Origin of the sequence: Meridianimaribacter sp. CL38 (assembly GCF_004328055.1) — a bacterium.
In the GTDB taxonomy this organism is placed as follows: Bacteria; Bacteroidota; Bacteroidia; order Flavobacteriales; family Flavobacteriaceae; genus Gaetbulibacter_B; species Gaetbulibacter_B jejuensis.
Genome location: NZ_QKWS01000001.1, coordinates 435069 through 460096, shown reverse-complemented (window position 1 = coordinate 460096; position 25028 = coordinate 435069). Strand labels below are relative to the sequence as shown.

The window sequence follows — 25028 nt, the reverse complement described above, 5'->3', positions numbered from 1 at the left end:
ATGTTTGTGTTCATCTTTCTTGTGGTTTACAAGTTAGTGGATATTCAGTTTATTCAAGGTGATAAATACAGAGATCTTGGAGTAAAACGTGCTGTTGAAAATGTTGAGATTCCTGCTAACAGAGGTAATGTGTATTCGGCTGACGGAAGTCTTTTGGCGACATCTATTCCTAAGTATGATATTCGTTTAGATGCTGTACAGCCTCAAAACAAAACCTTTCAAGAATATATAAAACCGCTTTGCGATTCGCTGGCAAAATTCACAGGAAAACCAGCTTCTTACCATCAACAAAGAATTAGAAAAGCAAGAGCAAATAAAAACAGATATTATTTGATAGCGAGAGATATCGGATATTCTGATTATTTAAGAGTTAGAAATTTTCCTTTGTTAGAACTTGGTGCTATAAAAGGTGGTTTAATAGTTGAGCAGAATACGAAGCGAGAGCACCCAATGGGAGGAATTGCGCATCGTTCTATTGGTTATGAGCGCGTAGATGAAGATGGAAATGTTACAAGAGCGGGGATTGATGGTGCTTATGGTGAGGAGTACTTAAAAGGTACTAATGGTCATAGGTTAAAGCAAAAGATAGGTAATGGTCAATGGAAGCCAATAACTGATTACAACCAAACAGAGCCTAAAGATGGGTATGATGTGTATACAACTATTGATGTTAATATTCAAGATATTGCTCATCATGCGTTGTTGGAACAACTAGAAAAATATAAAGCTGACCATGGTTGTGTTGTGGTGATGGAAACCCAAACAGGAGAGGTAAAAGCAATTGCTAATTTAGGAAGAAACTCTGAAGGGAATTATTACGAAAAAAGAAATTACGCAGTTTGGGAGTCGCATGAACCAGGTTCAACATTCAAGCTAATGGCACTTACTGCTGCTTTAGAAGATAAGGTAATAGACACAAGTGATGTTGTGGATACTAAAAACGGAATCTTGAGTTTTTATGGTAAAAAAGTTCGTGATTCTAAACGTGGAGGTTATGGTAAAATCTCTATAGGAAAAGCTTTTGAAGTGTCTTCAAACACAGGAATAGTTTCTGCAATTGATCAGCATTATAGAAGCAACCCAAAAAAGTTTGTTGAGCGTTTGTATCAAATGAGTTTAAATCAAAAGTTGGATTTGCCAATTTTAGGTGAAGGAGAGCCAATTATTCCACATCCTGATAATAAGAAAAGATGGAGTGGTATTGCATTACAGTGGATGGCTTATGGTTATGGAGTGTCATTTACGCCTCTTCAAACGCTAACATTTTATAATGCTATAGCCAATAATGGTGAAATGGTGAAGCCTCAGTTTTTAAAAGAGGTAAAAGAGTTTGATGAAACTATTGTTCCATTTAAAAAAGAAATCATAAACCCAAGAATTTGTTCTCAGGAAACGGTTTCTAAAGTAAAGCAATTGCTTAAAAATGTAGTCGATAAAAAGCATGGTACAGGTCATAAGTTATACTCGCCTAATTTCTCAATGGCTGGTAAAACTGGTACGTGTCAAAAAGACTATGCAAATAAAGATAAACTCAATTATATATCTTCTTTTGCAGGTTTTTTTCCTGCTGAAAATCCAAAGTATTCGTGTATAGTTGTTATTCATGAGCCTGATAAAAGTGTTGGATATTATGGAGCAGATGTGTCAGGTCCAGTGTTTAAAAAAATAGCTCAAAAAATCTATACAGATACGCCTTTAGTTGATGAGGTGGAAACTTTAGAATTAGTGGATACTAAAACTAAAAGTGATTTTGATACTTACTTTGAGCTAGCTCAAAAATACAAAACCATTATGCCTGATGTTGTTGGGATGTCTGCTATGGATGCATTGGCATTATTAGAGAATATGGATGTAGAAGTGAAAGTGAAACTTAATGGTAGTGGAATTGTAAAAAAACAGTCGGTAGACAAGAGTATAAAACTTAAAAAGAACCAAGTAATTGTTTTAGAAGCATCGTGATAGCGTTAAAAGACATATTGTATAAAGTAACCATCAATGCAGTTGTAGGTAGTACAGGTGTGCAGGTGAATGCTATTGAGTTTGATTCACGCCAAATCAAAACCAACGACGTGTTTGTGGCAATTAGAGGTTCGGTTGTTGATGGCCATAATTTTATTGCAAAAGCAATAGAGCTAGGAGCTACAGCTATAGTGTGTGAAGTACTTCCGGAGCAATTACAAAACGGAATCACTTACATAGAAGTTGATAGTGCTAGTAAAGCATTGGCGTTTATGGCTGCTAACTATTACGGTAATCCATCAGGAAATTTAAAGCTTGTTGGAGTGACAGGAACTAATGGAAAAACAACGGTTTCTACATTGCTGTATCAGTTGTTTAAAAAGGCTGGTTTTAAAGTTGGTTTATTGTCAACAGTAAAAATAATGGTTGGTGATAAAGAATTTAAAGCTACGCATACAACACCAGATTCTCTTACAATAAACAAGTATTTAAGTGAAATGAATGATGAAGGTGTGGAGTTTTGCTTTATGGAAGTGAGTTCGCATGGTATTCATCAAAATAGAACAGAAGGATTGGTTTTTGAAGGTGGTATTTTTACAAATCTTTCTCACGATCATCTAGATTATCATAACACATTTGCTGAATATAGAGATGTGAAAAAACAGTTTTTTGATCAGTTGTCAGCTAAGTCTTTTGCATTGGTAAATGTCGATGATAAAAATGGTTTGGTGATGCTTCAAAATACAAAAGCAAGAAAAATCACCTATGCATTAAAGTCGTATGCTGATTATAAAGCTCAAATTTTAGAAAATCAATTTAGCGGATTGCTTTTAAAACTTAATGATAATGAGGTTTGGACACGATTGATTGGAAGTTTTAATGCTTATAACATTTTAGCAATTTATGCTACAGCTGAATTATTAGGACTTGAAAAAGTTGAGAATTTAAAACTCATTAGCGAATTAGAAAGTGTGAGTGGTCGTTTTCAGTATTTGGTGTCTGATGAAAAAATCACTGCCATTGTAGATTATGCTCATACACCTGATGCATTAAAAAACGTGTTGGAAACCATTAATAATATCAGAACAAAAAATGAAGAACTCATAACGGTTGTTGGTTGTGGTGGTGACAGGGATAAGACTAAGCGGCCAAAAATGGGACACATAGCGTCCGCATTAAGCACTAAAGTAATTTTTACTAGTGATAATCCACGAAGTGAAGTTCCTGACGCGATTATTGAAGATATAGAAAAAGGGGTTGAACCTCAAAATTATAAAAAAACACTATCTATAGTTGATAGAAAACAAGCCATAAAAACAGCGTGTCAAATGGCGCAACCAAATGACATTATTCTTATAGCAGGAAAAGGTCATGAAACCTATCAAGAAATTAAAGGCGAGCGCTTTGATTTTGACGATTATAAAATAGTACAGGAATTTTTAAAGCAATTACAAAAATAAGATGTTGTATTACCTATTTGAATATTTAGAAAAACAGTTCCAGTTTCCTGGTGCATCGCTTTTTGGGTACTTAACCTTTAGAGCTGCTATTGCTATTATTCTGTCGCTGTTAATTTCTACTATTTATGGTAAACGTATTATAAGATTCCTTCAAAAAAAGCAAGTTGGAGAAACTATTAGAGATTTAGGTTTAGAAGGTCAAGTAGAAAAAGCTGGTACACCAACAATGGGTGGAATCATCATTATTCTAGCAACATTAATTCCTGTATTGTTATTGGCAAAATTGGAAAACATTTACATCATTTTGCTTGTTATAACAACGCTTTGGATGGGAACTATTGGGTTTATTGATGATTATATCAAAAAATTCAAAAATGATAAAGATGGATTAAAAGGAAAGTTTAAAGTTTTAGGTCAAGTAGGCTTAGGAATTATAGTTGGTGCAACACTTTTCTTTAGTGATGATGTAACTATAAAAGAAAAATTACCAGAAGAACAGCAAAAAGTAATGCTTGCTGAAAACCCAAATTTACCTCCAGCAAAGTTGTTTGATGTTGAAGAAAAATCTACAAAAACCACCATTCCTTTTGTGAAAGGAAATGAGTTTGATTATTCCGATTTGATTACATGGATTAATCCAAACCTAAATAAGTATGCTTGGGTCATTTTCATATTGGTGAGCATTTTTATTATTACAGCAGTTTCCAATGGAGCAAACCTAACTGATGGTATTGATGGTTTAGCAGCTGGGACATCTGCAATAATTGTGCTTACTCTTGGGATTTTTGCTTGGGTTTCGGGTAATATCATTTTTTCCGATTACCTCAATATTATGTATATCCCAAGAGTTGAAGAAATCACTATTTACATCGCTGCTTTTGTAGGAGCATTAATTGGTTTCTTATGGTATAATACCTATCCAGCACAAGTGTTTATGGGAGATACTGGAAGTTTAACTATTGGTGGAATTATAGCTGTAATTGCTATTGCTGTTAGAAAAGAATGGTTGATTCCTGTGTTGTGCGGAATCTTTTTAGCTGAAAACCTTTCGGTAGTTATGCAAGTCAGCTATTTCAAGTATACAAAGAAAAAATATGGTGAAGGACGACGCATTTTTAAGATGTCGCCATTACATCATCATTATCAAAAATCAGGATATCACGAAAGTAAAATAGTAACAAGATTTTGGATTGTTGGCATTTTGCTAGCAATCATATCAATAGTGACATTGAAGATAAGATAAATGAAACGGTTAGTGATTCTTGGAGGAGGAGAAAGTGGAGTTGGAACTGCACTTTTAGGGAAAGAAAAAGGATATGAAGTTTTTGTTTCCGATAAGGGAAAAATAAAAGAAAAATATAAAGAGGTTCTTATACATAATGAGATTGAATGGGAAGATGAAAAGCATACGGAAAGTAAAATTCTAAATGCTGATATAGTAATGAAAAGTCCTGGGATTCCTGAAAAAGTAGCTTTAGTAAAACAAATTAGAGCTCAAGGAATTCAGGTGGTTTCTGAAATTGAATTTGCTTCAAAATTCACCAATGCAACTATTGTAGGAATAACTGGTAGCAACGGTAAAACTACAACAGCTAGTTTAACGCATCATATTTTAAAACAAGAATTAGATGTTGGATTAGCAGGAAATATAGGAGACAGTTTTGCGAAGCAAATATTAGAAAAGGACTATAAAAACTATGTGTTAGAGATAAGCAGCTTTCAGTTGGATGATATTGTGAGTTTTAAACCAAACATTGCAGTTATCACTAACATCACACCAGATCATTTAGATAGATATGAGTATCAGTTTGAAAATTATATCGCTTCAAAATTTCGCATTGCAATGAATCAAACTAAAGACGATTATTTGATTTATGATGCAGATGATGAAGTCATCACAAACTGGCTAGCAAAGCATCCTGTTCAATCCAAAATGTTACCATTTTCTTTAACTAAACCTATTGAAAATGGAGCCTATTTAGAAAACGAGACAATAAAAATAACAATTGATAACGACCAAATAATTATGCCGACAGCAAATTTAGCATTAGAAGGAAAACATAACGTAAAAAATGCAATGGCTGCTTCAACAGTAGCACATTTGCTAAAAATTAGAAAACAGACAATAAGAGAGAGTTTAGAGAACTTTCAAGGTGTAGAACATCGATTGGAAAGTGTACTTAAAATTAATAAAGTACAGTACATCAACGACTCCAAAGCAACAAATGTAAATGCTACTTATTTTGCTTTAGAAAGTATGGATGCACCAACCATTTGGATAGTTGGAGGAGAAGACAAAGGCAATAACTATGAGGAGTTATATCCATTTGTAAACGAAAAAGTAAAAGCAATCATTTGTCTTGGTGTTGATAATGAAAAGCTATTGAAAAACTTTAGTTCAATGGTTGATGTTATCGTAGAAACTCAATACATGAGCGAAGCTGTAAAAATTGCTTACAAGATAGCTAAAGCAGGAGATAATGTGTTGTTGTCACCAGCTTGTGCAAGCTTTGATTTGTTTGAAAACTATGAAGACAGAGGTCGTCAATTTAAAGAAGCTGTAAGAAGTTTGTAAAACTTAATACTTGTGCAAAAACTGTTTGATAACATAAAAGGAGACCGTTTAATTTGGGCAATAGCTGCATTGTTGGCTATATTCTCATTTCTGCCTGTGTATAGTGCTGCGAGTAATTTGGCATACATAGGAGGTAATGGTAACACCTTTACATTTTTTGTTAAGCATTTTATGCACTTGTTTTTAGGGTTTTCAATCATGTATGCTGTGCATAGAGTGCCTTATAGGTATTTTAGAGGTATATCAATGATTATGTTGCCAATTGTATTGGTATTGCTTGTGGTAACGATGCTTCAAGGTACAACTATTGAGGGAGCAAATGCTAGTAGATGGATTCAAATACCAATTGTTGGGATGTCGTTTCAAACCTCCACTTTAGCTTCTGTGGTGCTTATGGTTTATGTGGCGAGATATCTTTCAAAAATTAAAAATAAAACAATAACATTTAAAGAGTCAATTCTGCCATTATGGGTTCCTGTTTTCTTAGTATTAATGCTCATACTTCCTGCTAATTTTTCAACTACAGCTATCATATTTAGTATGGTAATGATGTTGGCGTTTATTGGTGGTTACCCAGTAAAATATTTAGCGCTAATTATAGGTGCAGGAATTATAGGTTTAACCATGTTTATATTGGTTGCAAAGGCATTTCCAGGTGCAATGCCAAATAGGGTTGATACTTGGATGAGCAGGATTGAAAATTTTTCTAATGGAGTTGATACTGAAGAAGACTATCAAATAGAGCAGGCTAAAATAGCTATCGCGTCTGGAGGAATAAAAGGAGTCGGTCCAGGAAAGAGTAGACAGAAAAACTTTTTGCCTCAATCGTCATCAGATTTCATTTTCGCAATAATAATTGAAGAGTATGGGTTGATTGGCGGTTTAGTCGTTCTGATTGCTTACATGTGGCTGCTTTTTAGAATTGTAATTGCAGCGCAAAAAGCCGATACGGTTTTTGGTAAACTCTTGGTTTTAGGAGTGGGATTGCCTATTGTTTTTCAAGCATTAATAAATATGGCAGTTGCTGTAGAGTTGTTTCCGGTTACAGGTCAAACATTGCCATTAATAAGTAGTGGAGGAACATCAATTTGGATGACCTGTTTAGCTATAGGAATTATACTTAGCGTAAGTGCAAAGAGAGAAGAAATTAAAGAACAAGAAAATATAGAAGATAATCCGCTCGAAATTTTGAGTGAAGCGATATAATGAGTAACTATAAAATCATATTGTCAGGTGGTGGAACAGGAGGTCATATCTATCCTGCTATTGCTATTGCAAACGAGTTAAAATCTCGTTTTCCTGATGCTGAATTTTTGTTTGTAGGTGCTATGGATAGAATGGAGATGGAAAAAGTACCGCAAGCAGGTTATGAAATTGAAGGACTTTGGATTTCAGGTATTCAGCGTAAGCTTACGCTTAAAAATTTAGCGTTTCCATTTAAGCTGATTACAAGCTTGTTGAGGTCTAGAAAAATAGTTAAAACCTTTAAACCAGATGTTGTAATTGGAACAGGAGGTTTTGCAAGTGGACCGTTACTTAAGGTAGCGACTTTAAAACGAATTCCTAGTTTAATTCAGGAGCAAAACTCTTATCCAGGAATTACTAATAAGCTGCTGGCTAAAAGTGTTGATAAAATTTGTGTAGCGTATGATGGTTTGGAGCGGTTTTTTCCAAAATCAAAACTCATAAAAACAGGAAATCCAATACGTCAAGATCTTTTAAGTGTTGACGGAAAAGCTATTGAAGCTAAAGATACTTTTAAGTTACGTCATGGAAAACATACCTTATTGGTTTTAGGAGGAAGTTTAGGTTCAAAACGCATTAATGAACTTATTGAAAAAGAATTGGAGTTTATACAAACTCAAAACGTTCAAGTGATATGGCAATGTGGTAAACTGTACTACGATGCTTATAAAAGATATAACAACATGGAAGATGTACAAGTGTATCCTTTTTTAAACAATATGGATATGGCTTATGCAGCTTCAGATGTTATTATTTCGAGAGCTGGAGCAAGTTCGGTTTCTGAGTTGTGTGTAGTGGGTAAACCTGTAATTTTTATTCCTTCGCCTAATGTAGCTGAGGACCATCAAACAAAAAATGCAATGGCAGTTGTTGAAAAAGATGCTGCAATTTTAATTAAGGAATCCGATTTAGATGTTGATTTTGAAAACAAGTTTTCGCAATTAGTGAATTCGGTTGAAAGACAAAACGAACTCGGAACTAATATAAAAAAGTTGGCTTTAGTTAATGCAACTAAAGATATAGCCAATGAGGTTGAAAAATTATTGAATCATAAATGAATTATAACAACATACATAACGTCTATTTTATAGGAATTGGTGGTATTGGTATGAGTGCTTTAGCACGATATTTTAAAGCCAACAATAAGCAAGTTATGGGTTATGATAAAACCAAAACTGAGATTACTGACGGTTTGGAAAATCTTGGTGTTAAAGTGCATTTCAATGATTCTATTGATAATATTCCTACTCGCTTTTTAGATATTGAATCTACGTTGGTAGTTTATACGCCAGCTATACCAAAAGCACATCAAGAGCTAAATTATTTTATTGATAATGGTTATAAGGTGTTAAAGCGTTCGGTAGTTTTAGGTGAGATTACAAAGCACACGTTTTGTCTTGCTGTTGCAGGTACTCACGGAAAAACTACTACGACCAGTATTTTAGGTCATTTGCTTAATGAGTGTGGTGTGGAAGTTACTGCTTTCTTGGGAGGCATTAGTGAGAATTATAATTCTAATTTAATCCTTAACGGAACAAAGGTAACAGTTGTTGAAGCTGATGAGTTTGATCGTTCGTTTTTAACCCTGTCTCCAGATTTGGCATGTATCACTTCAATGGATGCCGATCATTTAGATATTTATGGAGAAGCCGAAGCGCTTAAAGACTCGTTTGTTGATTTTTCTAAAAAACTAAAGCCTAACGGAAAACTCTTCGTAAAAAACGGACTGCCATTAAAAGGAATTACCTATGGAATAGAAGATAATTCAGACTATTCAGTAAAAAATATAAAAATTATAGATGGTACTTATGTGTTTGATGTAAAAACACCAAGTACTACCCTTGACAATTTCAAATTTAACCTACCTGGTAGACATAACCTGTCGAATGCATTAATAGCCTTGGCGATGGCTGTGGAGTATGGTTGCCCTCCCAAACAGCTCGCCAAAGCTTTAGCATCTTACAAAGGTGTTAAGCGCAGGTTTAGTTATTCTATTAAAACCGAAAATTTAGTGCTAATTGATGATTATGCACATCATCCGCAAGAAATAAATGCAGTGCATCAAGCAGTGCGAGAAATGTATCCAAATCAAAAAGTTATGGCAGTTTTTCAGCCACATTTATTCAGTAGAACAAGAGATTTTGCTGATGAATTTGCTGAAGCCTTGTCGCAATTTGATGAGGTGTTATTGCTTGATATTTATCCCGCAAGAGAATTACCAATTGAAGGTGTAACTTCTAATTGGTTATTGGGTAAGATGAAACATGACCACAAAAAGCTGGTTGAAAAGCCTGAAATTATTTCAGAAATAAAGAAAAGTAATGCTCAAGTTATTTTAATGATTGGAGCAGGAGATATAGGAGAAGAAGTTAAACATGTAAAAGAAGCGTTAAGTGTCGCGAGTTAGTAAAATAAATTACATAAAAGTCGTGTTGTTGCTAGTGTTAGTAGTGTTTCTTTATGCGTTTTCGTCAGCAAGAAATTCTGGCCGAAAAGTTGCAGCTCCTGATGTGAAATTTATTGGTAGTCAAGATTTGTTTATAACCCAAGAGACTGTTAGTAAATTGTTAATACAAAATCAAGAGGGAGTTACGAACAAGCCTAAAGAAATTATAGATTTGAATGTTTTAGAAACTGCCCTAAATTCTAATGCCATGATCAAAGAGGCTCAGGTGTATATGAGTATTGATGGCTCAATTACAGCTGAGATAGAGCAAAAGCAACCTATAGCAAGAGTTAGTACAAATGCATCTTATTATATTGATAGTCAAGGGTTGTTTATGCCTTTGTCCGACAATTATACAGCAAGAGTACCACTGGTTACAGGAACTGTTTTAAAAAATGACTTGGACAATGTATACAAAATTGCAAAAAAAGTCAGCGAAGATAAATTCTTAAAGCAACACGTCATTGAGATTCATCAAAATGAAAATAAATCAATTGATTTAAAATTTAGATTGAACGATTTCAAAATACAATTAGGCGCTTTAAAAATGTTAGACAAGAAAATAAACAATCTTAAAGCGTTTTACCAAAAAGCGTTTAAAGATAAAACATTGGATAGCTATAGCATAGTGAACTTAAAATTTGATAATCAAGTCATTTGCACCAAAAAGTAAGTAATGGAGAATAATAAAATTTCTGTAGGATTAGATATAGGTACCACAAAAATTGTGGCTATGATTGGTCGTAAAAATGAATATGGGAAAGCTGAAATTCTTGGTATTGGTAAATCCAAGAGTTTAGGTGTGCATAGAGGTGTGGTAAATAATATTACGCAAACTATTCAATCTATTCAGCAAGCTGTTCAAGAAGCAGAAGCTGAAGCAGGTTTAAAAATTGAAGAAGTAACTGTTGGTATTGCAGGACAACACATAAGAAGTTTACAGCATAGCGATTACATTACAAGACCAAATTCTGAATTGGTAATCGATGAAGAAGATATAGATAAGCTTATCAATCAAGTTCACAAATTGGTAATGTTGCCAGGTGAAGAAATTATTCATGTATTACCGCAAGAGTATAAAGTTGATGGACAAGGAGAAATAAAGGAACCAATTGGGATGTATGGAGGACGTTTAGAGGCTAATTTCCATGTTGTAGTTGGTCAAGTGTCATCAATACGAAATATAGGAAGATGCGTAAAAAGTTCTGGTTTAGGACTTGAAGGTATCACTTTGGAGCCATTAGCTTCAGCAAATGCTGTTTTGAGTCAAGAAGAGAAAGAAGCAGGAGTTGCGCTTATTGACATAGGTGGTGGTACAACAGATTTAGCAGTCTTTAAAGATGGTATTATTCGTCATACAGCAGTAATACCATTTGGTGGAAATGTTATTACCGAAGACATAAAAGAAGGTTGCTCAATCATTGAAAAGCAAGCTGAACTTTTAAAAATAAAATTTGGTTCTGCATGGCCTGGGGAAAATAAGGATAACGAAATTGTATCAATTCCTGGACTAAGAGGAAGAGAGCCAAAAGAGATTACGCTTAAAAACCTTTCAAAAATTATACATGCTCGTGTAGTAGAAATTATTGAGCAAGTTTATGTTGAGATAAAAAACTATGGACACGAAGAGCAAAAGAAAAAACTAATTGCAGGTATTGTTTTAACAGGAGGAGGTTCGCAGTTAAAACACTTAAAGCAGTTGGTTGAATATATCACAGGAATGGATACTAGAATTGGTTATCCTAATGAGCATCTTGCAGGAGATAGTGATGATGATATTGCAAGTCCTTTATTTGCTACAGCTGTAGGTTTAGTGATGGACGGACTAAAACGTCAAGAAAGAAAACGAATAGAAAAAGAACCAGAAGTAGAGGAAAGCTTAAACGAAGTAAGTGAGGAAGCACAAAGTGCTGATGAAGAGGTTGTAAGTCAACCTAAAAAAGAGCGTAAATCGTTCTTAGATAAATTAACAGAAAGAGTAAAAGATTTTTTAGATAACGCAGAATAATTAATTATAAATCCAGTAAAACTAATTATATGAGTAATAATAGTGAATTAGGAAACATTGCTTTCGATTTGCCAAAAAACCAATCTAACGTCATTAAAGTGATTGGAGTTGGAGGAGGAGGTAGCAACGCCATTAACCACATGTTCCAGCAAGGTATTAAAGGTGTTGACTTTGTAATATGCAATACAGATTCCCAAGCACTACAAAACAGTGGTGTCCCAAACAAGATTCAATTAGGAGTTAACTTAACCGAAGGTTTAGGTGCAGGTGCTAATCCAGATGTTGGTGAGCAAGCAGCGCTTGAAAGTTTAGAAGACATTCGTAGAATGTTGGATACCAACACTAAAATGATATTCATTACCGCTGGAATGGGTGGAGGAACAGGTACTGGAGCTGCTCCTATAATTGCTAAAATGGCAAAAGAAATGGATATCCTTACTGTAGGTATTGTAACAATGCCATTTCAGTTTGAAGGAAAAACAAGAAACGAACAAGCACAAAAAGGAATTGAAAACCTTCGTGGTCATGTAGATTCTTTAGTGGTAATCAATAATAATAAACTTCGTGAGGTTTATGGAAACCTTGGGTTTAAAGCTGGATTCTCCAAAGCTGATGAGGTTTTATCAACAGCCTCAAGAGGAATTGCTGAAGTTATTACGCATCACTATACACAAAACATCGATTTACGCGATGCTAAAACAGTATTAAGTAATAGTGGGACTGCAATAATGGGTTCTGCTACTGCTTCAGGAAAAACCAGAGCGCAAGAAGCGATCATGAAAGCGTTAGATTCTCCGCTATTAAACGATAACAAAATTACTGGAGCTAAAAATGTGTTATTGCTTATCGTGTCTGGTTCACATGAAATCACAATTGATGAAATTGGTGAAATCAACGACCATATTCAAAATGAAGCAGGTCATGGAGCAAACATTATTATGGGTGTTGGTGAAGACGAATCTTTAGAAGAATCAATCTCAGTTACAATTATAGCAACGGGTTTCGATATTGATCAACAGCATGAAATTTCTAATACCGAAGTAAAAAAAGTAGTACACGCTCTTGAAGATGATGGTGATGATATGAATGTAAAAGAGCAAGATCCTGCTATTATAACTCCAGATATTGTGTTAGAAAAGGAAGAAAAGAAAGCACCTGAAGTAGTTCGTCATACATTATTAGATGAAGAAGATGATAACGAAATTCAAGCTCAGGATAATAAGATGGATTTAATTCCAACTACAGATTTTCTTAAAGGAATAAACGTTGTTTACGACGAGGTTTTAGATCATAAAGTGCCTAGTGAAGAAGATTTCATTATTACTCCTGTTCAAGAAGTAAAAGAAGAAATAGTTCAGGTTGAAGAAGAAGAACAGTTTACCTTAACGTTTGATTTACCACTTCCAAATCAAAAAATTGAAGAAGAAGAAATTCAAGAAAAAGAGGAAAAGATTCTTTTCGATTTAGATGATGAAGTTAAAGACCTTAACGTTAACGATCATGTTGAGATTATTCCTGTTACAGAAGCTAATGAAACAGGAGAAGTTAGATATGCATTAGATGAATATTCAACATTTGAATCTTCAATGAATACTACAAAAGCAAAAGGACCTGAAGTAGAAGAGGAAATTGTTTTTGAGAAAAAAGTAATTACATCTGAAGAGGTTGAAGAAGTTGAAAACGAAGAAGTCGACCCAATGAACAGTCCAATTTCTGCTTTAATCAAAGAAAGAGCAGATGAAAGAAGACGTAAAATGAAAGACTTCAATTACAAATTCAACAATGCTAAAATAGATGAAATTGAAAAAGAACCTGCATATAAAAGACAAGGTGTGAATTTAGAAGAATCGCAACATTCTTCTGATACGAATGCTTCAAGAATGTCTGTTGGCACTGACGACAACGACGATATTCAATTAAGAAGTAACAATTCATTTTTACACGACAACGTAGATTAATAGCAAATTTAGTTTAGTGTTTCACACTTGTGTCAAACCCGGAAGCTTTATGGTAGTTTCCGGGTTTACTTTTTGTGTTTTTTCTTAGTATCTTCGCAATTCTAATTAATTCAAACTAGTATGAGCTTACAACAAGACGTAATGGCTGCTATGAAAACAGCAATGAAAGAAAAAGATCAATTGGCTTTAGCAGCATTAAGAGCAGTAAAATCTGAAATATTATTAGCACAAACCCAAACAGGTACAAAAGAAGAATTAACAAGTGAAGAAGAGATAAAAATTCTTTCAAAACTAGTTAAGCAACGTAAAGATAGTGCAGCAATTTTTGCTGAACAAAATAGAGCTGATTTAGCAGAACCTGAATTAGCGCAAGCTGAGGTTATAAGCCAATTTTTACCTGAGCAGTTAAGCGAAGATGAAATAACCAATGTAGTAAAAGAAGTAATTGCTAAAGTTGGTGCAGAAGGGATGAAAGACATGGGAAAAGTAATGGGAGTAGTAACACAACAATTGGCAGGAAAAGCTGATGGTAAAACCATTTCTACAATTGTAAGACAACAATTGGCGTAAGGCTTTTGGCCTCGTAGTTCAACTGGATAGAATATCAGATTTCGGCTCTGAGGGTTGGAGGTTCGAATCCTCTCGAGGTCACAAAATATAATCCTAATTCATTAGTAAAATAATGGGTTAGGATTTTTTTTTTTTTTTTTAAGGAATTAGTGCCTGTTCTCTAGTTCATTTAATAAAAGTTCATTGAATTTTGGTTTTATGCTCTAACTGAATTAATTCACAGTATTGTTGTGAATTAGTCAATTTTGAGAGGTGTTTTTTGAATAAATAGCAATTATTAAGTTGCTTTTTATAAAAATATTTTTATTTTTGGTAAACCAATCTGGTAAACCAATTTAAAATGAAACTGAAATTATTACTTTGTCTTATCCTCTTGCATCCTGTTTTGGGTTGCGATTCTGATACTAGTATTGTCGAGAACAACAATCAAGTTGTGAATGATCCTGATGACGAAAATGATGAAGTAATCACTACTTATGCTGATATCGATTTTTCTAATTGGAAAGTGACCTTGCCAGTAGATGAGGATAATAATGGTAAACCAGATGAATACCAACCTGACGATTTAATAGATTATGGGTATCAAACTCTAGAAGCTGTACAGCCTTTTATGTACGATGATGAAGAGGATTCTTCAATAGTTTTTTATACATATCCAGGTGTCTCAACTACCAATAGTTCTTATTCAAGAACGGAATTAAGAGAATTAATTAATCCAAGCAATTCAAAAGATAACTGGACACTTCTTGAAGGTGGAGAAATGACAGGTACTTTAAAAGTGGAAAGTATTTCAGAAAACAATTCCTCATCAAGTGAAGACTACCATAGAGTCATTGTTATGCAAATCCATGGTATTATTTCACAAGAGGATATGGATACTTATAATTTTGATGGAAACAACGGTCCTCCATTAATAAAGATTTATTGGAAAGATGGTTATATATGGTGTCATAAAAAATCATTGGTTGATGAGTCTACCGATGGTTTTGATTTATATGGTGTTTATGATGGTACGTGGTCTGATATAAAGGTTAATTTAGGTTATGTTGGTTACGAAATTTTTGATTTTAGAATTACAGCCTCAAACGCACGTATAGAAGTTCAACTTAATGATAATGAACCTTACATATACCAAGATATAAGTTTAGTTAAATGGCCTTTTGAAAACTACTTTAAAGCTGGTAATTATTTAGCCTCAATAGATGAAACCGCATTTTCTTATGTGAAATATTATAATCTAAATATTAACCACTAAAACAACAATCGATATGAAAACAAAATTACTTTTCAACAGAAGGTTCATTTTAATTATGAGCTGTTTTTCGGTTTCATTGATGAGTTCAAATTTTATGAGTGCTCAGAATTTAATGTTAAACCCAACTTGTGATGACCACGGAACTAGTGCAGGTACAATGGGAAGTACTTCAGATAATGCTGATGCTTATGATATGACTCCAAATAATGAAATCCTTGATGAAGCAGGAAATGCTATTCCTAGTCCTTATCAAGCAGTTTGGGATAATGACGCTTTAGAAGATTGGTTAGAAATTTTCTATTTAGGATCTCCTGGTAGTTTAGATGAACAACCTGGTTCAACAAGTGATGGAAATAATGGCACTAGAGGTGTAAAACTCTATGATGATGGTAGTCCTGCCATAACTGGTTGTTCAAGAAGATTATATCAAAAGGTTGAAGGTCTTACAATTGGTAATGAATATACCTTTTCTGTAGAGTCACGTTCTGAAGCAATGGGAACGCCTTCTGAGGTTTATCTACTAAATACCGAGATAACAGAAGAGACAGGAATTAATGATAATGGTGAGAATGATATTAGCGTAGATGGTTATATGGAGATTGTTAATGATTTTGATGTGTTTACTACTAATTCAGTAACATTTACAGCGACTAATACTTTTGTTGTAGTCTATGTAAGATCATTAAATTCTGTTGATAGTTCTACAGAGGTGTTTTATGATAACTTCTCACTTGTGGAAGGTTCTTTATCAACCAATGAATTTTCTAAAGCAGATTTTAAGATGTATCCTAACCCAGTAAAATCAGTTTTAAATATTGAAACAAATATAAATGCAGCCAATGTTAATGTTGAAGTTTTTTCTCTATTAGGAAAAAGAGTGCTTCAAACTAATTTTGGTCAAGGGACTATTGATGTTTCAAGTTTAACTAAAGGGTTGTATTTGGTTAGATTAATGTCAGAAAACAACGCTATCACAACCAAGAAAATAATTATAGAATAGTTATTTGATTATTTTTCAACAGTTAGAGTCTTTTATGTTTTTAAAAGGCTTTAGCTTTATTATAGATTTAAAATTCCTTATGAAAAAACTTCTTTTTTTATTTATTCTCACATTCGTATTGTATTCGTGCCAAGAGCAATCCAATATTATAAAAGTAACCGATAATGTTTCATTGTATGAAGCACTAAAAACAGCAAATGCAGGTGATAATATTGTGTTAGCTAATGGTACTTATAAAGATGTTCAAATAAAATTTAGAAATAAAGGGACTAAGGAAAAACCAATTACCTTAAAGGCAGAAACACCAGGTAAAGTTTTTATAGAAGGACAATCTTATCTAAAATTTGGTGGAGAATATTTAGTGGTAGACGGACTGTATTTTAGAAATGGTTTTTCCCCATCAAGTGCAGTTGTAGATTTTAAAATTAGTAATAAAGATACTTTAGATGAAATTGCAAACAACTGTAAATTTACAAATAGTGTCATTGAAGACTTTAATAAACCAAAACGAGATAACGACGATTTGTGGGTGCGTTTTTGGGGAAGACATAACGAGCTTAGTAACTGTTATATAGCAGGAAAAACCAATCGTGGACCAACGGTAAGAGTTAGTATTGCAGGTGTAGAAAGTATTAATAATTATCATAAAATTGTTAATAACCATTTTGGACCAAGACCAGTAAAAGGTGGTCCAAGTGGTGAGACTATTCAATTAGGAGATAGCTATACATCAATGTCGCCAAGTCACACATTGGTGGCTAATAATTTATTTGAAGAATGTAATGGAGAGGTTGAAGTCATTTCAAGTAAAACCAATTTTAACGAGTTTAGAAATAATGTGTTTTACAAAAGTGAGGGCTCATTGGTAACACGTCATGGTAACTATTCTATTATCGATGGAAATTACTTTATAGGTGATGGTGTAAACGAAAATTATGGTGGTATTAGAATTATAAACACAGGTCACTGGGTAACTAACAACTATTTTTTCAACTTAAAAGGAAAGAGTTTTAGAAGTCCATTGGCAGTTATGAATGGTATTCCAAAGTCACCATTAAACCGCTACAACCAAGTTACAGATGTAGTTGTAGCTTACAATACATATGTTAATTGCAGTTCACCTTGGCAATTTGGTGTTGGTCAAAATTTAGCACAAGCTGATGTTTTACCAAAGTCTGAAATTCGATCAGCAAGAGCAATTAGAACTACCGTTGCAAACAACATTGTTTACAATGAAAAAGGTTTAGAGCAAATCGTTGTAGAAAATGACAAAGCCGATGGTGTGTTGTTTAAAAATAACGTGATTGATAATCAAGGCAAACCATTTAACAATTATAATGGAGGATTAACCGAAGCTTCATTAGAACTTAAAAAAATATCTGATAACATTTTGCTGCCAACAGGCATTCCTTCTAGTGTGGAACCTTACAATGGATTCGATTTTAACACAATAACAAAAGACTTGTTTGGCAACTCAAGAAACAACAATAATAGTGTTGGTGCAGTAGTAGGTGTTGATGTAAATAACCCAAATATTTTAGATAAATCAAAATATGGCGCATCTTGGTTTTCTAACGAAGTGGAAGCTAAAGAGCCAACAACTTTTGAAGTTTCTAATACGGAAGAATTAATTGCTAAGATTAAAGAAGCGCAAGATTTCGATATCATTAAGTTAAAATCAGGCACATATAATGTTCAGGCTTCTTTAGTAATTAATAAGAAACTCAATATCAATTCGGACGATCGTAAAACCACCATCATCAATTATACTGGTAAAGAAAACACACCATTATTTGAGTTGCAACCTAAAGGTTTTTTATGGATTAAAGGCGTTACACTACAAGGTAATGCAACCAACTATGCTTTTGCGAGTTTAAAGGAAAATATGTCCAACCATTTTCTGTTAACGGTTACAGATTGTAAGATGGATAACTTCAACTACGTACTAAAAGTTTATAAAGAATCCTTTGCAGAACGTATTACGTTTCAAAACAGTACAATATCAAACTGTAAAAATGGTTTAGAATTATCTGAAGAAACCAATGACAAAGGTGATTATAACACCGAATATTTAATAATTTCTAATTGTAATTTCATTAATGTAGATAAAAACGTGATTGATTATTATCGTGGTGGTTATGATGAGTCTACCATTGGTGGAAATTTAGAAGTTTCAAATTCAACCTTTAAAAATTGTGGAGCTAAAGAAGATAATGGCATTTTAATTAATCACAGAGGCATCATAAATGTCACTATTTCTAACAATACATTTATAGATAATAAGGTGAAGTTAGTTGCACTGCTTTGGGGTGCAAAAAATAATTCGCATTCTAATAACGAGATTAAAAATTCTGGTGAAATTAGAGTAGAAGAAAACCTAAAGCAAACCTTAATGTACTAAGCGAATATTAATAAATACAATGAAAAAAATACTATTAACAATATCACTTTTTTCGGCACTATTAAGCTGTAAAAACACATCAGAAAAGACTGAAAAAGCAGCACAAGAAACACCTGTAGAAACTTCAATTGCATATCCTAGTGATGTTATTCCGTTTATGGATAAATGGAAAATATTACTTGGTGATGGCACAACGTCTAACGATTTGGTTAACTTTCAAAAAGACGATTTTTTCTATGTAGAAAATGAAGCTGGTATCAATTGGGTGGTTTATAAAACACCAAATGCTGGTATCACTTCACCTAACTCTAGTAATACGAGATCTGAGTTAGGTGAGAAGCGTCGTTGGATTCCTGAAGAAGGAGGTAAATTAACAGGAACATTAAAAGTGCAACACGTATCTACAACTGGTGATGCTACAAAATCATCATCATATTCAGTAGTTGTTGGGCAAATACATAGTGACGAAGGTCACGAGAATGAACCTTTAAAAATCTATTACAAAAAGTTTCCTGGACATACCAAAGGTTCAGTATTCTGGAACTACGAGATTAATACAGCAGGCGATAATGCTGGTCGTTGGGATTATTCTACAGCAGTTTGGGGCTATGATTTTTCAGTGGTAGGAGATAGTGCTACAAACTATCCTGAAGAACCAAAAGATGGGATTGCTTTAGGAGAAGAATTTAGCTACGAAGTAAACGTACATAAAGGCATCATGTACTTAACTTTTACAAGTGAAGGACACCAAACTAAAACATTTACTAAAAACTTGTTGAAATCAGATTTTGCTAATAAAACAGATATTCCACAGCAGGTAATTGATAGATATTCTTCAACGCGTACTGTTGGCGTAGAGCGTGATACTGCTTATGCTGGCGAAAAGCAATTTTTCAAACAAGGCGCATACAACCAAGCCAATAGAAAAAGCACAAATTCTGAAACTTATAATGGTGATATCGCTAAACAATATGAAAACGGATCGTATGCTGAAGTTTGGTTTAAAAAAGGTAGTGTTGGTGCATCTGAAGAACCAAAAGAATAGCGCATTTTGAAAAGAGTAATCTTCATAATGGGTGTTTCTGGATGTGGTAAAAGCACTATTGCTAAATTGCTATCTGATGAAATGAATATCCCATATTTTGATGGCGATGATTTTCATCCAGAACAGAATGTAGCTAAAATGACTAATGGTCAGCCTTTAAATGATGAAGACCGACAAGGTTGGTTAGAGACATTGAATAGATTGGCTAAAAACCAACTTAAAACCAATAGTTGCATTATTGTATGTTCGGCATTAAAAGAAACGTATAGAAATACATTAAGCAATACTATTGAAAACCAAGTAAAATGGATTCATTTAACAGGTGATTTCAATTTAATCTCTGAACGTTTAAATAACCGACAAGGTCATTTTATGACATCGCAATTATTGCAGTCACAGTTTGATACGCTCGAGACACCAAGAAATGCAATACAAGTAGATATTAGTTCATCACCTCAAGATATAGTAAAACACATTAAAAATGATTTAATGAAAACCTCAGAATTTGGATTATTTGGTTTAGGTGTAATGGGTAAAAGCCTTTGTAGAAATTTAGCCAATAACGGATTCAAAATTTCGATGTACAACAGGCACGTTGATGGCGTTGAGGTTGATGTGGCAAAAGACTTTAAAACAGAATATCCTGAATTAAAAGACGCCGAAGCTTATGACGATATTTCAGCATTTGTAAATTCTTTACAACAACCAAGACGCATAATGTTAATGGTTAATGCAGGTAAAACTATAGATGATGTAATAGAAGATTTATTACCGCATTTATCTAAAAATGATGTTTTAATTGATGGCGGAAATTCAAACTATAAAAAAACTAAAGAACGTTACGAATATTTAAAATCTAAGCAAATTCATTTTATTGGTACTGGTGTTTCTGGTGGCGAAAAAGGTGCTTTAATTGGTCCATCTATTATGCCAAGTGGAGATAAAGCGGCTTACAATCTTGTAAAGCCTTATTTAGAAACGATTGCCGCTAAAGATGCAAATGGATTACCTTGTTGTGCATACGTTGGTCCAGAAGGAAGTGGGCAATTTATTAAAATGGTACATAATGGCATTGAGTATGTAGAAATGCAATTGTTAGCTGAAGTTACCACAATTTTAGAAGCGCAAGGACTTAATCCAGATGAGGTTGCAGAGACTTTAGATAGCTGGAAATCTACCGCAAGCAGTTACTTATTAGATATTACAACTACAATTTTTAAAACAAAAGAAGGTGACGATTGGCTGGTAAAAAAAATATTGGATAAAGCCGGAAACAAAGGTACAGGTAATTGGACCACAATAGCATCAGCAGAATTAGGCTTACCAAGTACATTGATAGCTTCAGCCTTATTTTCAAGATATATCTCTTTTTTTAAAGACGAACGCGTGGAATTAAATAGCATATTCAAATCGTCTAAAGTTTCAGAATTAAATTTGTCTGCAAATGATATTTTAGAAGCTTATCAATTCGCAAGAATCATAAATCATTATCAAGGTTTTAAATTAATAAATGAAGCCTCAAAAGCGTATCATTGGGATTTAAACCTAAGTGAAATTGCTCGTATTTGGACAAGTGGTTGCATCATTAAATCAGCACTTATGCAAGAGTTAGTTGCTGTGTTTAAAACGACTTCAAACCTATTGACAGATTCAAAAATTTCAACACATTTAAAGCAATACAAACCATCAATAAAACAGGTTGTATCACAAGCACTTCAAAATGATTTATCAACACCAGCTTTAAGCGAAGCGCTTCAGTTTTTTAATGGTATTACTACAGCTTATGCTTCGGCAAATGTGATACAAGCACAACGCGATTTTTTTGGGGCACATACTTATAAACGCTTAGATGATAATTCAGATAAAAGCTATCATACCAATTGGACCAAGCTAACTAACTAAAAACATTACATCTATTATGGATGAGACAACACAAAAAAAAACATTACTCAAAAAAATCATTGCTATAATTCTAGGTTTTGGCCCAGGAATTTTTGCAATCGGTTATACCATAGGTACAGGTAGTGTTACCTCAATGATTGTAGCTGGTAGCAAATTTAATATGCAATTACTTTGGGTGTTGTTTTTAAGTTGTCTGTTTTCTGGTGTATTGATGTTTGCATACGGAAATTATGGGTTGATTACTGGTGAAACTGCGCTATATGGATTTAAAAAGCATCTTAAATATGGAAAGGCTTTAGCTATTCTCATTATTGTTGGTATAACATTTGGTCAGTGGAATTCTCTAATGGGAATTTTGGGAATTTCATCAAACATTATTTTTGAAATTCTAGCTTTAAATTTTGAAGGACTGCACGATTATGAATATCAAATTGTGCTTATCATAGCTATAGTTATCATTATAACTTTCTACTTATTAATGTTGGTTGGTAAGTATACATTTTTTGAAAAGATATTGGTCATTTTTGTAACCTTAATGGGTTTTTCGTTTCTATTGTCTTTATTTTTTGTTCAACCACTTCCTGTTGATGTTATCAAAGGATTTGTACCATCTATACCAGATGTACCAGGTGGCAAAATGCTGGTCGCAGCTTTTGTAGGAACAACTATGGCAGCAGCAACATTTTTATCGAGACCTTTGTTTGTAAAGGGAAAAGGATGGACCATAAAAAATTTAGGGCAACAAAAAAGAGATTCTATTACAGCAGCTATTTTAATTTTTATCATTAGTGGAACAATTATGGCTGTTTCTGCTGGTGCATTATTCTATCAAGGTAAAGAAGTTACACACGTATTAGATATGGCAAATACTTTAGAGCCAGTTGCAGGAAAATGGGCTGTTACCATTTTCTTTTTCGGAGCTTTAAGTGCTGGATTGTCTTCAATTTTTCCTTGTTTGTTAATTGCACCATTATTATTAGCAGATTACCAATCTGGTGAGCTAGATACCAATTCCAAACAATTTAGAATCGTAACTTTTGTTGCTTGTTTGGTAGCACTTATTGGCCCAGCGTTTGGTGCTAATCCAATTGAAGTCCAAATCTTATCACAAGTATTTAATGTGTTTGTATTACCTGCAGTAATACTAGGTATAATACTTATAGTGAATAATAAAAAAGTAATGAAAGACTATAAAACAAGTTTGGGTGTAAATGTAGGGTTGTTCACTGCATTATTCTTTTCTCTAATAATTTCTTACAACGGAATAGTTGCACTAACAGAATATTTTTAAAAACAAAAAAACAATCATGATAGTAAAAATAGTAAAATCACTAACAGTAATAGCTTTAGGGCTTTATCTTGCTTTGTTGTTGAATACAAGTTGTAAAAATGATAAATCTGCAACTAGTCCAAATCTTGAAGATACAGCAACAAAAGACACGTTGTATGCAAGCGAAGTTATTCCGTTTTTTGATAAATGGAATCTCATTTTGGGAGATGGTTCTAATGTTGGTCAAGCAAATAACTATCAACATAAAGATTTCTTCTATACAGTAACAGATTCTACGGGAGATTGGGTGGTTTACAAGGCGCCAAATGGTGGTGATACACACGGCACATCCAACAATACAAGAACTGAGTTGGCACAACTAAAAAAATGGTATGCCAAAACTGCTGATGATAAATTGTCTGCAACATTAAAAGTGATGAACGTTTCATCAACAGGTGATCCACGTGTAGCAGCTTCGTATGCAGTTGTTGTGGGACAAATTCATAGTGCAGATGGTCATGAAAACGAGCCACTTAAAATATTCTATAAAAAATATCCTGGTCATACTAAAGGTTCTGTATTCTGGCATTATGAAATTAACACAGAAGGTGAAGATAATTCAGGACGATGGGATTTTTCATCAGCCGTTTGGGGACACGATTTTTCAGTTGTCCCAACCACAATGGATGAACTTCCTGAAGAACCTAAAGATGGTATAGAATTAGGTGAAGAATTTAGTTACGAGATAACAGTAAAGGATGGTATTATGAATTTAAAATTCACCAGTGAAGGTCATGAAACAAAGACGTTTACCAAAAACCTTGTTGAATCTGAATATACTACGGTTGCAGATATTCCTGAGCAAACACAAAAATTATTTGTTCCAATAGGTCAAGATGGTTTAGAGCGTAAAAATGCTTATGAAGGTGAAGGGTTGTTTTTCAAATTGGGTTCATATAATCAAACTAATGGTAAATCACCAGAGGTAAACAAAAATTGGTGTTCTGGTGCTGATACTTTTGGAGGTGACATTCAAAAGCAATACGAAACAGGTAACTATGCGGAAGTTTGGTTTAAGGAAGCAAAAATCTTGGTTAGCGATCAAGCAGTTTCAAACCAAGGCTATTTTACTAAAAACGATTAACTTTAGAAAATATAAAGAATGATAAACGATAAATTAAAAGATAAAAACGTACTAATAACAGCTGGTGCACAAGGTATTGGCGAAGCAATTACTAAGCATTTTATAGATAATGGCGCAAATGTGGCAATACATTATTTTTCCAGTGCTGATACTGCAAACGAATTAAAATCATATGCTGAAAGTAAAAATGTAAAAGCCGTTGCAATTAGTGGTGATTTAACCAAAGAAGAAGATGCAAATGCTTTGGTAAAGTCAACGGTTGAAGCACTTGGAGGTTTAGATATCTTAATCAATAATGCTGGTAGTCTTGTTGCACGTCGTTTAATGATCGATATGGAAGCCGATTTTTGGCACAAAGTAATGGATATTAACCTCACATCAATGATGTTTGTAACTCGTGCTGCAGAACCTTATTTGGCAAAACATAAGGCAAGTAGTATTGTTAATTTAGCATCATTGGCTGGAAGAAAAGGTGGTCATCCAGGATCTATTGCTTATGCTACTAGTAAAGGCGCAATTTTAACATTTACAAGAGCATTATCTACAGAGTATGGTCCAAAAGGAATTCGTGTTAATGCTGTAGCGCCAGGTTTAATTTTAGGAACTGCGTTTCATAATACTCACACCACTGAAGAATCTGCTAAGGCTACTATAGCAGGAATTCCAATTGAACGAGCTGGAAATGCTAATGATGTTGCTAGAGCTGTTGTGTATTTGGCTTCTGAGTATGATGGATTTATCACTGGAGCTACGTTAGATATTAATGGTGGTGTATATACGATGTAAAACT

At 33.8% G+C, this 25028-nt stretch carries 19 protein-coding genes and 1 tRNA gene; all 20 read left to right on the top strand.

What is annotated here, in order from left to right; genetic code table 11:
• The 20 genes from DMZ43_RS02160 to DMZ43_RS02065 all read left to right on the top strand — a co-directional run bounded on the left by DMZ43_RS02160 (position 1) and on the right by DMZ43_RS02065 (position 25024).
• The gene (locus DMZ43_RS02160) at positions 1-1959 is read left to right on the top strand and encodes a penicillin-binding protein (protein WP_131506527.1); all 1959 of its coding nucleotides are present in this window, start codon (positions 1-3) and stop codon (positions 1957-1959) included.
• The gene (locus tag DMZ43_RS02155; RefSeq protein WP_131506021.1) at positions 1956-3419 is read left to right on the top strand and encodes a UDP-N-acetylmuramoyl-L-alanyl-D-glutamate--2,6-diaminopimelate ligase; all 1464 of its coding nucleotides are present in this window, start codon (positions 1956-1958) and stop codon (positions 3417-3419) included. Before DMZ43_RS02160 ends, DMZ43_RS02155 begins: the two co-directional genes overlap by 4 nt.
• A gap of 1 nt (position 3420) precedes the next feature.
• Positions 3421-4662: a phospho-N-acetylmuramoyl-pentapeptide-transferase gene (gene mraY, locus DMZ43_RS02150; protein WP_131506020.1), complete on the top strand. Its 1242-nt coding sequence runs from the start codon at positions 3421-3423 to the stop codon at positions 4660-4662.
• On the top strand, positions 4663-5994 hold the full coding sequence (gene murD / locus DMZ43_RS02145; protein WP_131506019.1) for a UDP-N-acetylmuramoyl-L-alanine--D-glutamate ligase: 1332 nt from the start codon (positions 4663-4665) through the stop codon (positions 5992-5994).
• 12 nt (positions 5995-6006) lie between these two features.
• Entirely contained in the window at positions 6007-7200 is a 1194-nt protein-coding gene (locus DMZ43_RS02140) for an FtsW/RodA/SpoVE family cell cycle protein (RefSeq protein WP_131506018.1), read from the top strand.
• The gene (murG, locus tag DMZ43_RS02135; RefSeq protein ID WP_131506017.1) at positions 7200-8297 is read left to right on the top strand and encodes an undecaprenyldiphospho-muramoylpentapeptide beta-N-acetylglucosaminyltransferase; all 1098 of its coding nucleotides are present in this window, start codon (positions 7200-7202) and stop codon (positions 8295-8297) included. The genes DMZ43_RS02140 and murG overlap by 1 nt, the downstream gene beginning before the upstream one ends.
• Positions 8294-9646, top strand: a complete 1353-nt coding sequence (gene murC / locus DMZ43_RS02130) for a UDP-N-acetylmuramate--L-alanine ligase (RefSeq protein ID WP_131506016.1) — start codon at positions 8294-8296, stop codon at positions 9644-9646. Before murG ends, murC begins: the two co-directional genes overlap by 4 nt.
• Before the next feature lie 22 nt (positions 9647-9668).
• Complete coding sequence (locus DMZ43_RS02125; RefSeq protein WP_343796046.1) at positions 9669-10358, top strand: hypothetical protein; 690 nt, start codon at positions 9669-9671, stop codon at positions 10356-10358.
• A 3-nt stretch (positions 10359-10361) separates the two neighbouring features.
• A complete protein-coding gene (ftsA, locus tag DMZ43_RS02120) occupies positions 10362-11693 on the top strand; it encodes a cell division protein FtsA (protein WP_131506015.1) in 1332 nt (443 codons plus the stop codon).
• A gap of 29 nt (positions 11694-11722) precedes the next feature.
• A complete protein-coding gene (gene ftsZ / locus DMZ43_RS02115) occupies positions 11723-13651 on the top strand; it encodes a cell division protein FtsZ (RefSeq protein WP_131506014.1) in 1929 nt (642 codons plus the stop codon).
• A gap of 120 nt (positions 13652-13771) precedes the next feature.
• The gene (locus tag DMZ43_RS02110; RefSeq protein ID WP_131506013.1) at positions 13772-14221 is read left to right on the top strand and encodes a GatB/YqeY domain-containing protein; all 450 of its coding nucleotides are present in this window, start codon (positions 13772-13774) and stop codon (positions 14219-14221) included.
• Between the two features lie 7 nt (positions 14222-14228).
• Positions 14229-14302: transfer RNA gene (locus DMZ43_RS02105), tRNA-Arg, on the top strand.
• Positions 14303-14561: 259 nt separating this feature from the next.
• Positions 14562-15476 (top strand): polysaccharide lyase family 7 protein, encoded by a 915-nt coding sequence (locus DMZ43_RS02100; RefSeq protein WP_131506012.1) that lies wholly within the window; start codon positions 14562-14564, stop codon positions 15474-15476.
• A 13-nt stretch (positions 15477-15489) separates the two neighbouring features.
• A complete protein-coding gene (locus DMZ43_RS02095) occupies positions 15490-16476 on the top strand; it encodes a T9SS type A sorting domain-containing protein (RefSeq protein WP_131506011.1) in 987 nt (328 codons plus the stop codon).
• Positions 16477-16555: 79 nt separating this feature from the next.
• Entirely contained in the window at positions 16556-18877 is a 2322-nt protein-coding gene (locus DMZ43_RS02090) for a chondroitinase-B domain-containing protein (RefSeq protein ID WP_131506010.1), read from the top strand.
• 19 nt (positions 18878-18896) lie between these two features.
• Positions 18897-19922: a polysaccharide lyase family 7 protein gene (locus DMZ43_RS02085; RefSeq protein WP_131506009.1), complete on the top strand. Its 1026-nt coding sequence runs from the start codon at positions 18897-18899 to the stop codon at positions 19920-19922.
• 6 nt (positions 19923-19928) lie between these two features.
• A complete protein-coding gene (gene gndA / locus DMZ43_RS02080; protein WP_238155752.1) occupies positions 19929-21824 on the top strand; it encodes an NADP-dependent phosphogluconate dehydrogenase in 1896 nt (631 codons plus the stop codon).
• Positions 21825-21840: 16 nt separating this feature from the next.
• The gene (locus tag DMZ43_RS02075; RefSeq protein ID WP_131506008.1) at positions 21841-23115 is read left to right on the top strand and encodes an Nramp family divalent metal transporter; all 1275 of its coding nucleotides are present in this window, start codon (positions 21841-21843) and stop codon (positions 23113-23115) included.
• 16 nt (positions 23116-23131) lie between these two features.
• Positions 23132-24238 carry a polysaccharide lyase family 7 protein gene (locus DMZ43_RS02070; RefSeq protein WP_131506007.1) on the top strand — a complete coding sequence of 369 codons (1107 nt, stop codon included), beginning with the start codon at positions 23132-23134 and terminating at the stop codon, positions 24236-24238.
• An 18-nt stretch (positions 24239-24256) separates the two neighbouring features.
• Entirely contained in the window at positions 24257-25024 is a 768-nt protein-coding gene (locus tag DMZ43_RS02065; protein ID WP_131506006.1) for an SDR family NAD(P)-dependent oxidoreductase, read from the top strand.
• The last annotated feature ends 4 nt before the right edge of the window (positions 25025-25028 follow it).

Excerpts from the sequence above, each read along its gene's own strand:
- murC (WP_131506016.1), top strand. The coding sequence starts at position 8,294 with ATGAATTATAACAACATACATAACGTCTATTTTATAGGAATTGGTGGT.
- murD (WP_131506019.1), top strand. The coding sequence starts at position 4,663 with ATGAAACGGTTAGTGATTCTTGGAGGAGGAGAAAGTGGAGTTGGAACT.
- DMZ43_RS02160 (WP_131506527.1), top strand. The coding sequence starts at position 1 with ATGTTTGTGTTCATCTTTCTTGTGGTTTACAAGTTAGTGGATATTCAG.
- DMZ43_RS02070 (WP_131506007.1), top strand. The coding sequence starts at position 23,132 with ATGATAGTAAAAATAGTAAAATCACTAACAGTAATAGCTTTAGGGCTT.
- murG (WP_131506017.1), top strand. The coding sequence starts at position 7,200 with ATGAGTAACTATAAAATCATATTGTCAGGTGGTGGAACAGGAGGTCAT.
- DMZ43_RS02100 (WP_131506012.1), top strand. The coding sequence starts at position 14,562 with ATGAAACTGAAATTATTACTTTGTCTTATCCTCTTGCATCCTGTTTTG.
- DMZ43_RS02085 (WP_131506009.1), top strand. The coding sequence starts at position 18,897 with ATGAAAAAAATACTATTAACAATATCACTTTTTTCGGCACTATTAAGC.
- mraY (WP_131506020.1), top strand. The coding sequence starts at position 3,421 with ATGTTGTATTACCTATTTGAATATTTAGAAAAACAGTTCCAGTTTCCT.
- ftsA (WP_131506015.1), top strand. The coding sequence starts at position 10,362 with ATGGAGAATAATAAAATTTCTGTAGGATTAGATATAGGTACCACAAAA.
- DMZ43_RS02090 (WP_131506010.1), top strand. The coding sequence starts at position 16,556 with ATGAAAAAACTTCTTTTTTTATTTATTCTCACATTCGTATTGTATTCG.
- DMZ43_RS02065 (WP_131506006.1), top strand. The coding sequence starts at position 24,257 with ATGATAAACGATAAATTAAAAGATAAAAACGTACTAATAACAGCTGGT.
- DMZ43_RS02095 (WP_131506011.1), top strand. The coding sequence starts at position 15,490 with ATGAAAACAAAATTACTTTTCAACAGAAGGTTCATTTTAATTATGAGC.
- ftsZ (WP_131506014.1), top strand. The coding sequence starts at position 11,723 with ATGAGTAATAATAGTGAATTAGGAAACATTGCTTTCGATTTGCCAAAA.
- DMZ43_RS02075 (WP_131506008.1), top strand. The coding sequence starts at position 21,841 with ATGGATGAGACAACACAAAAAAAAACATTACTCAAAAAAATCATTGCT.
- DMZ43_RS02110 (WP_131506013.1), top strand. The coding sequence starts at position 13,772 with ATGAGCTTACAACAAGACGTAATGGCTGCTATGAAAACAGCAATGAAA.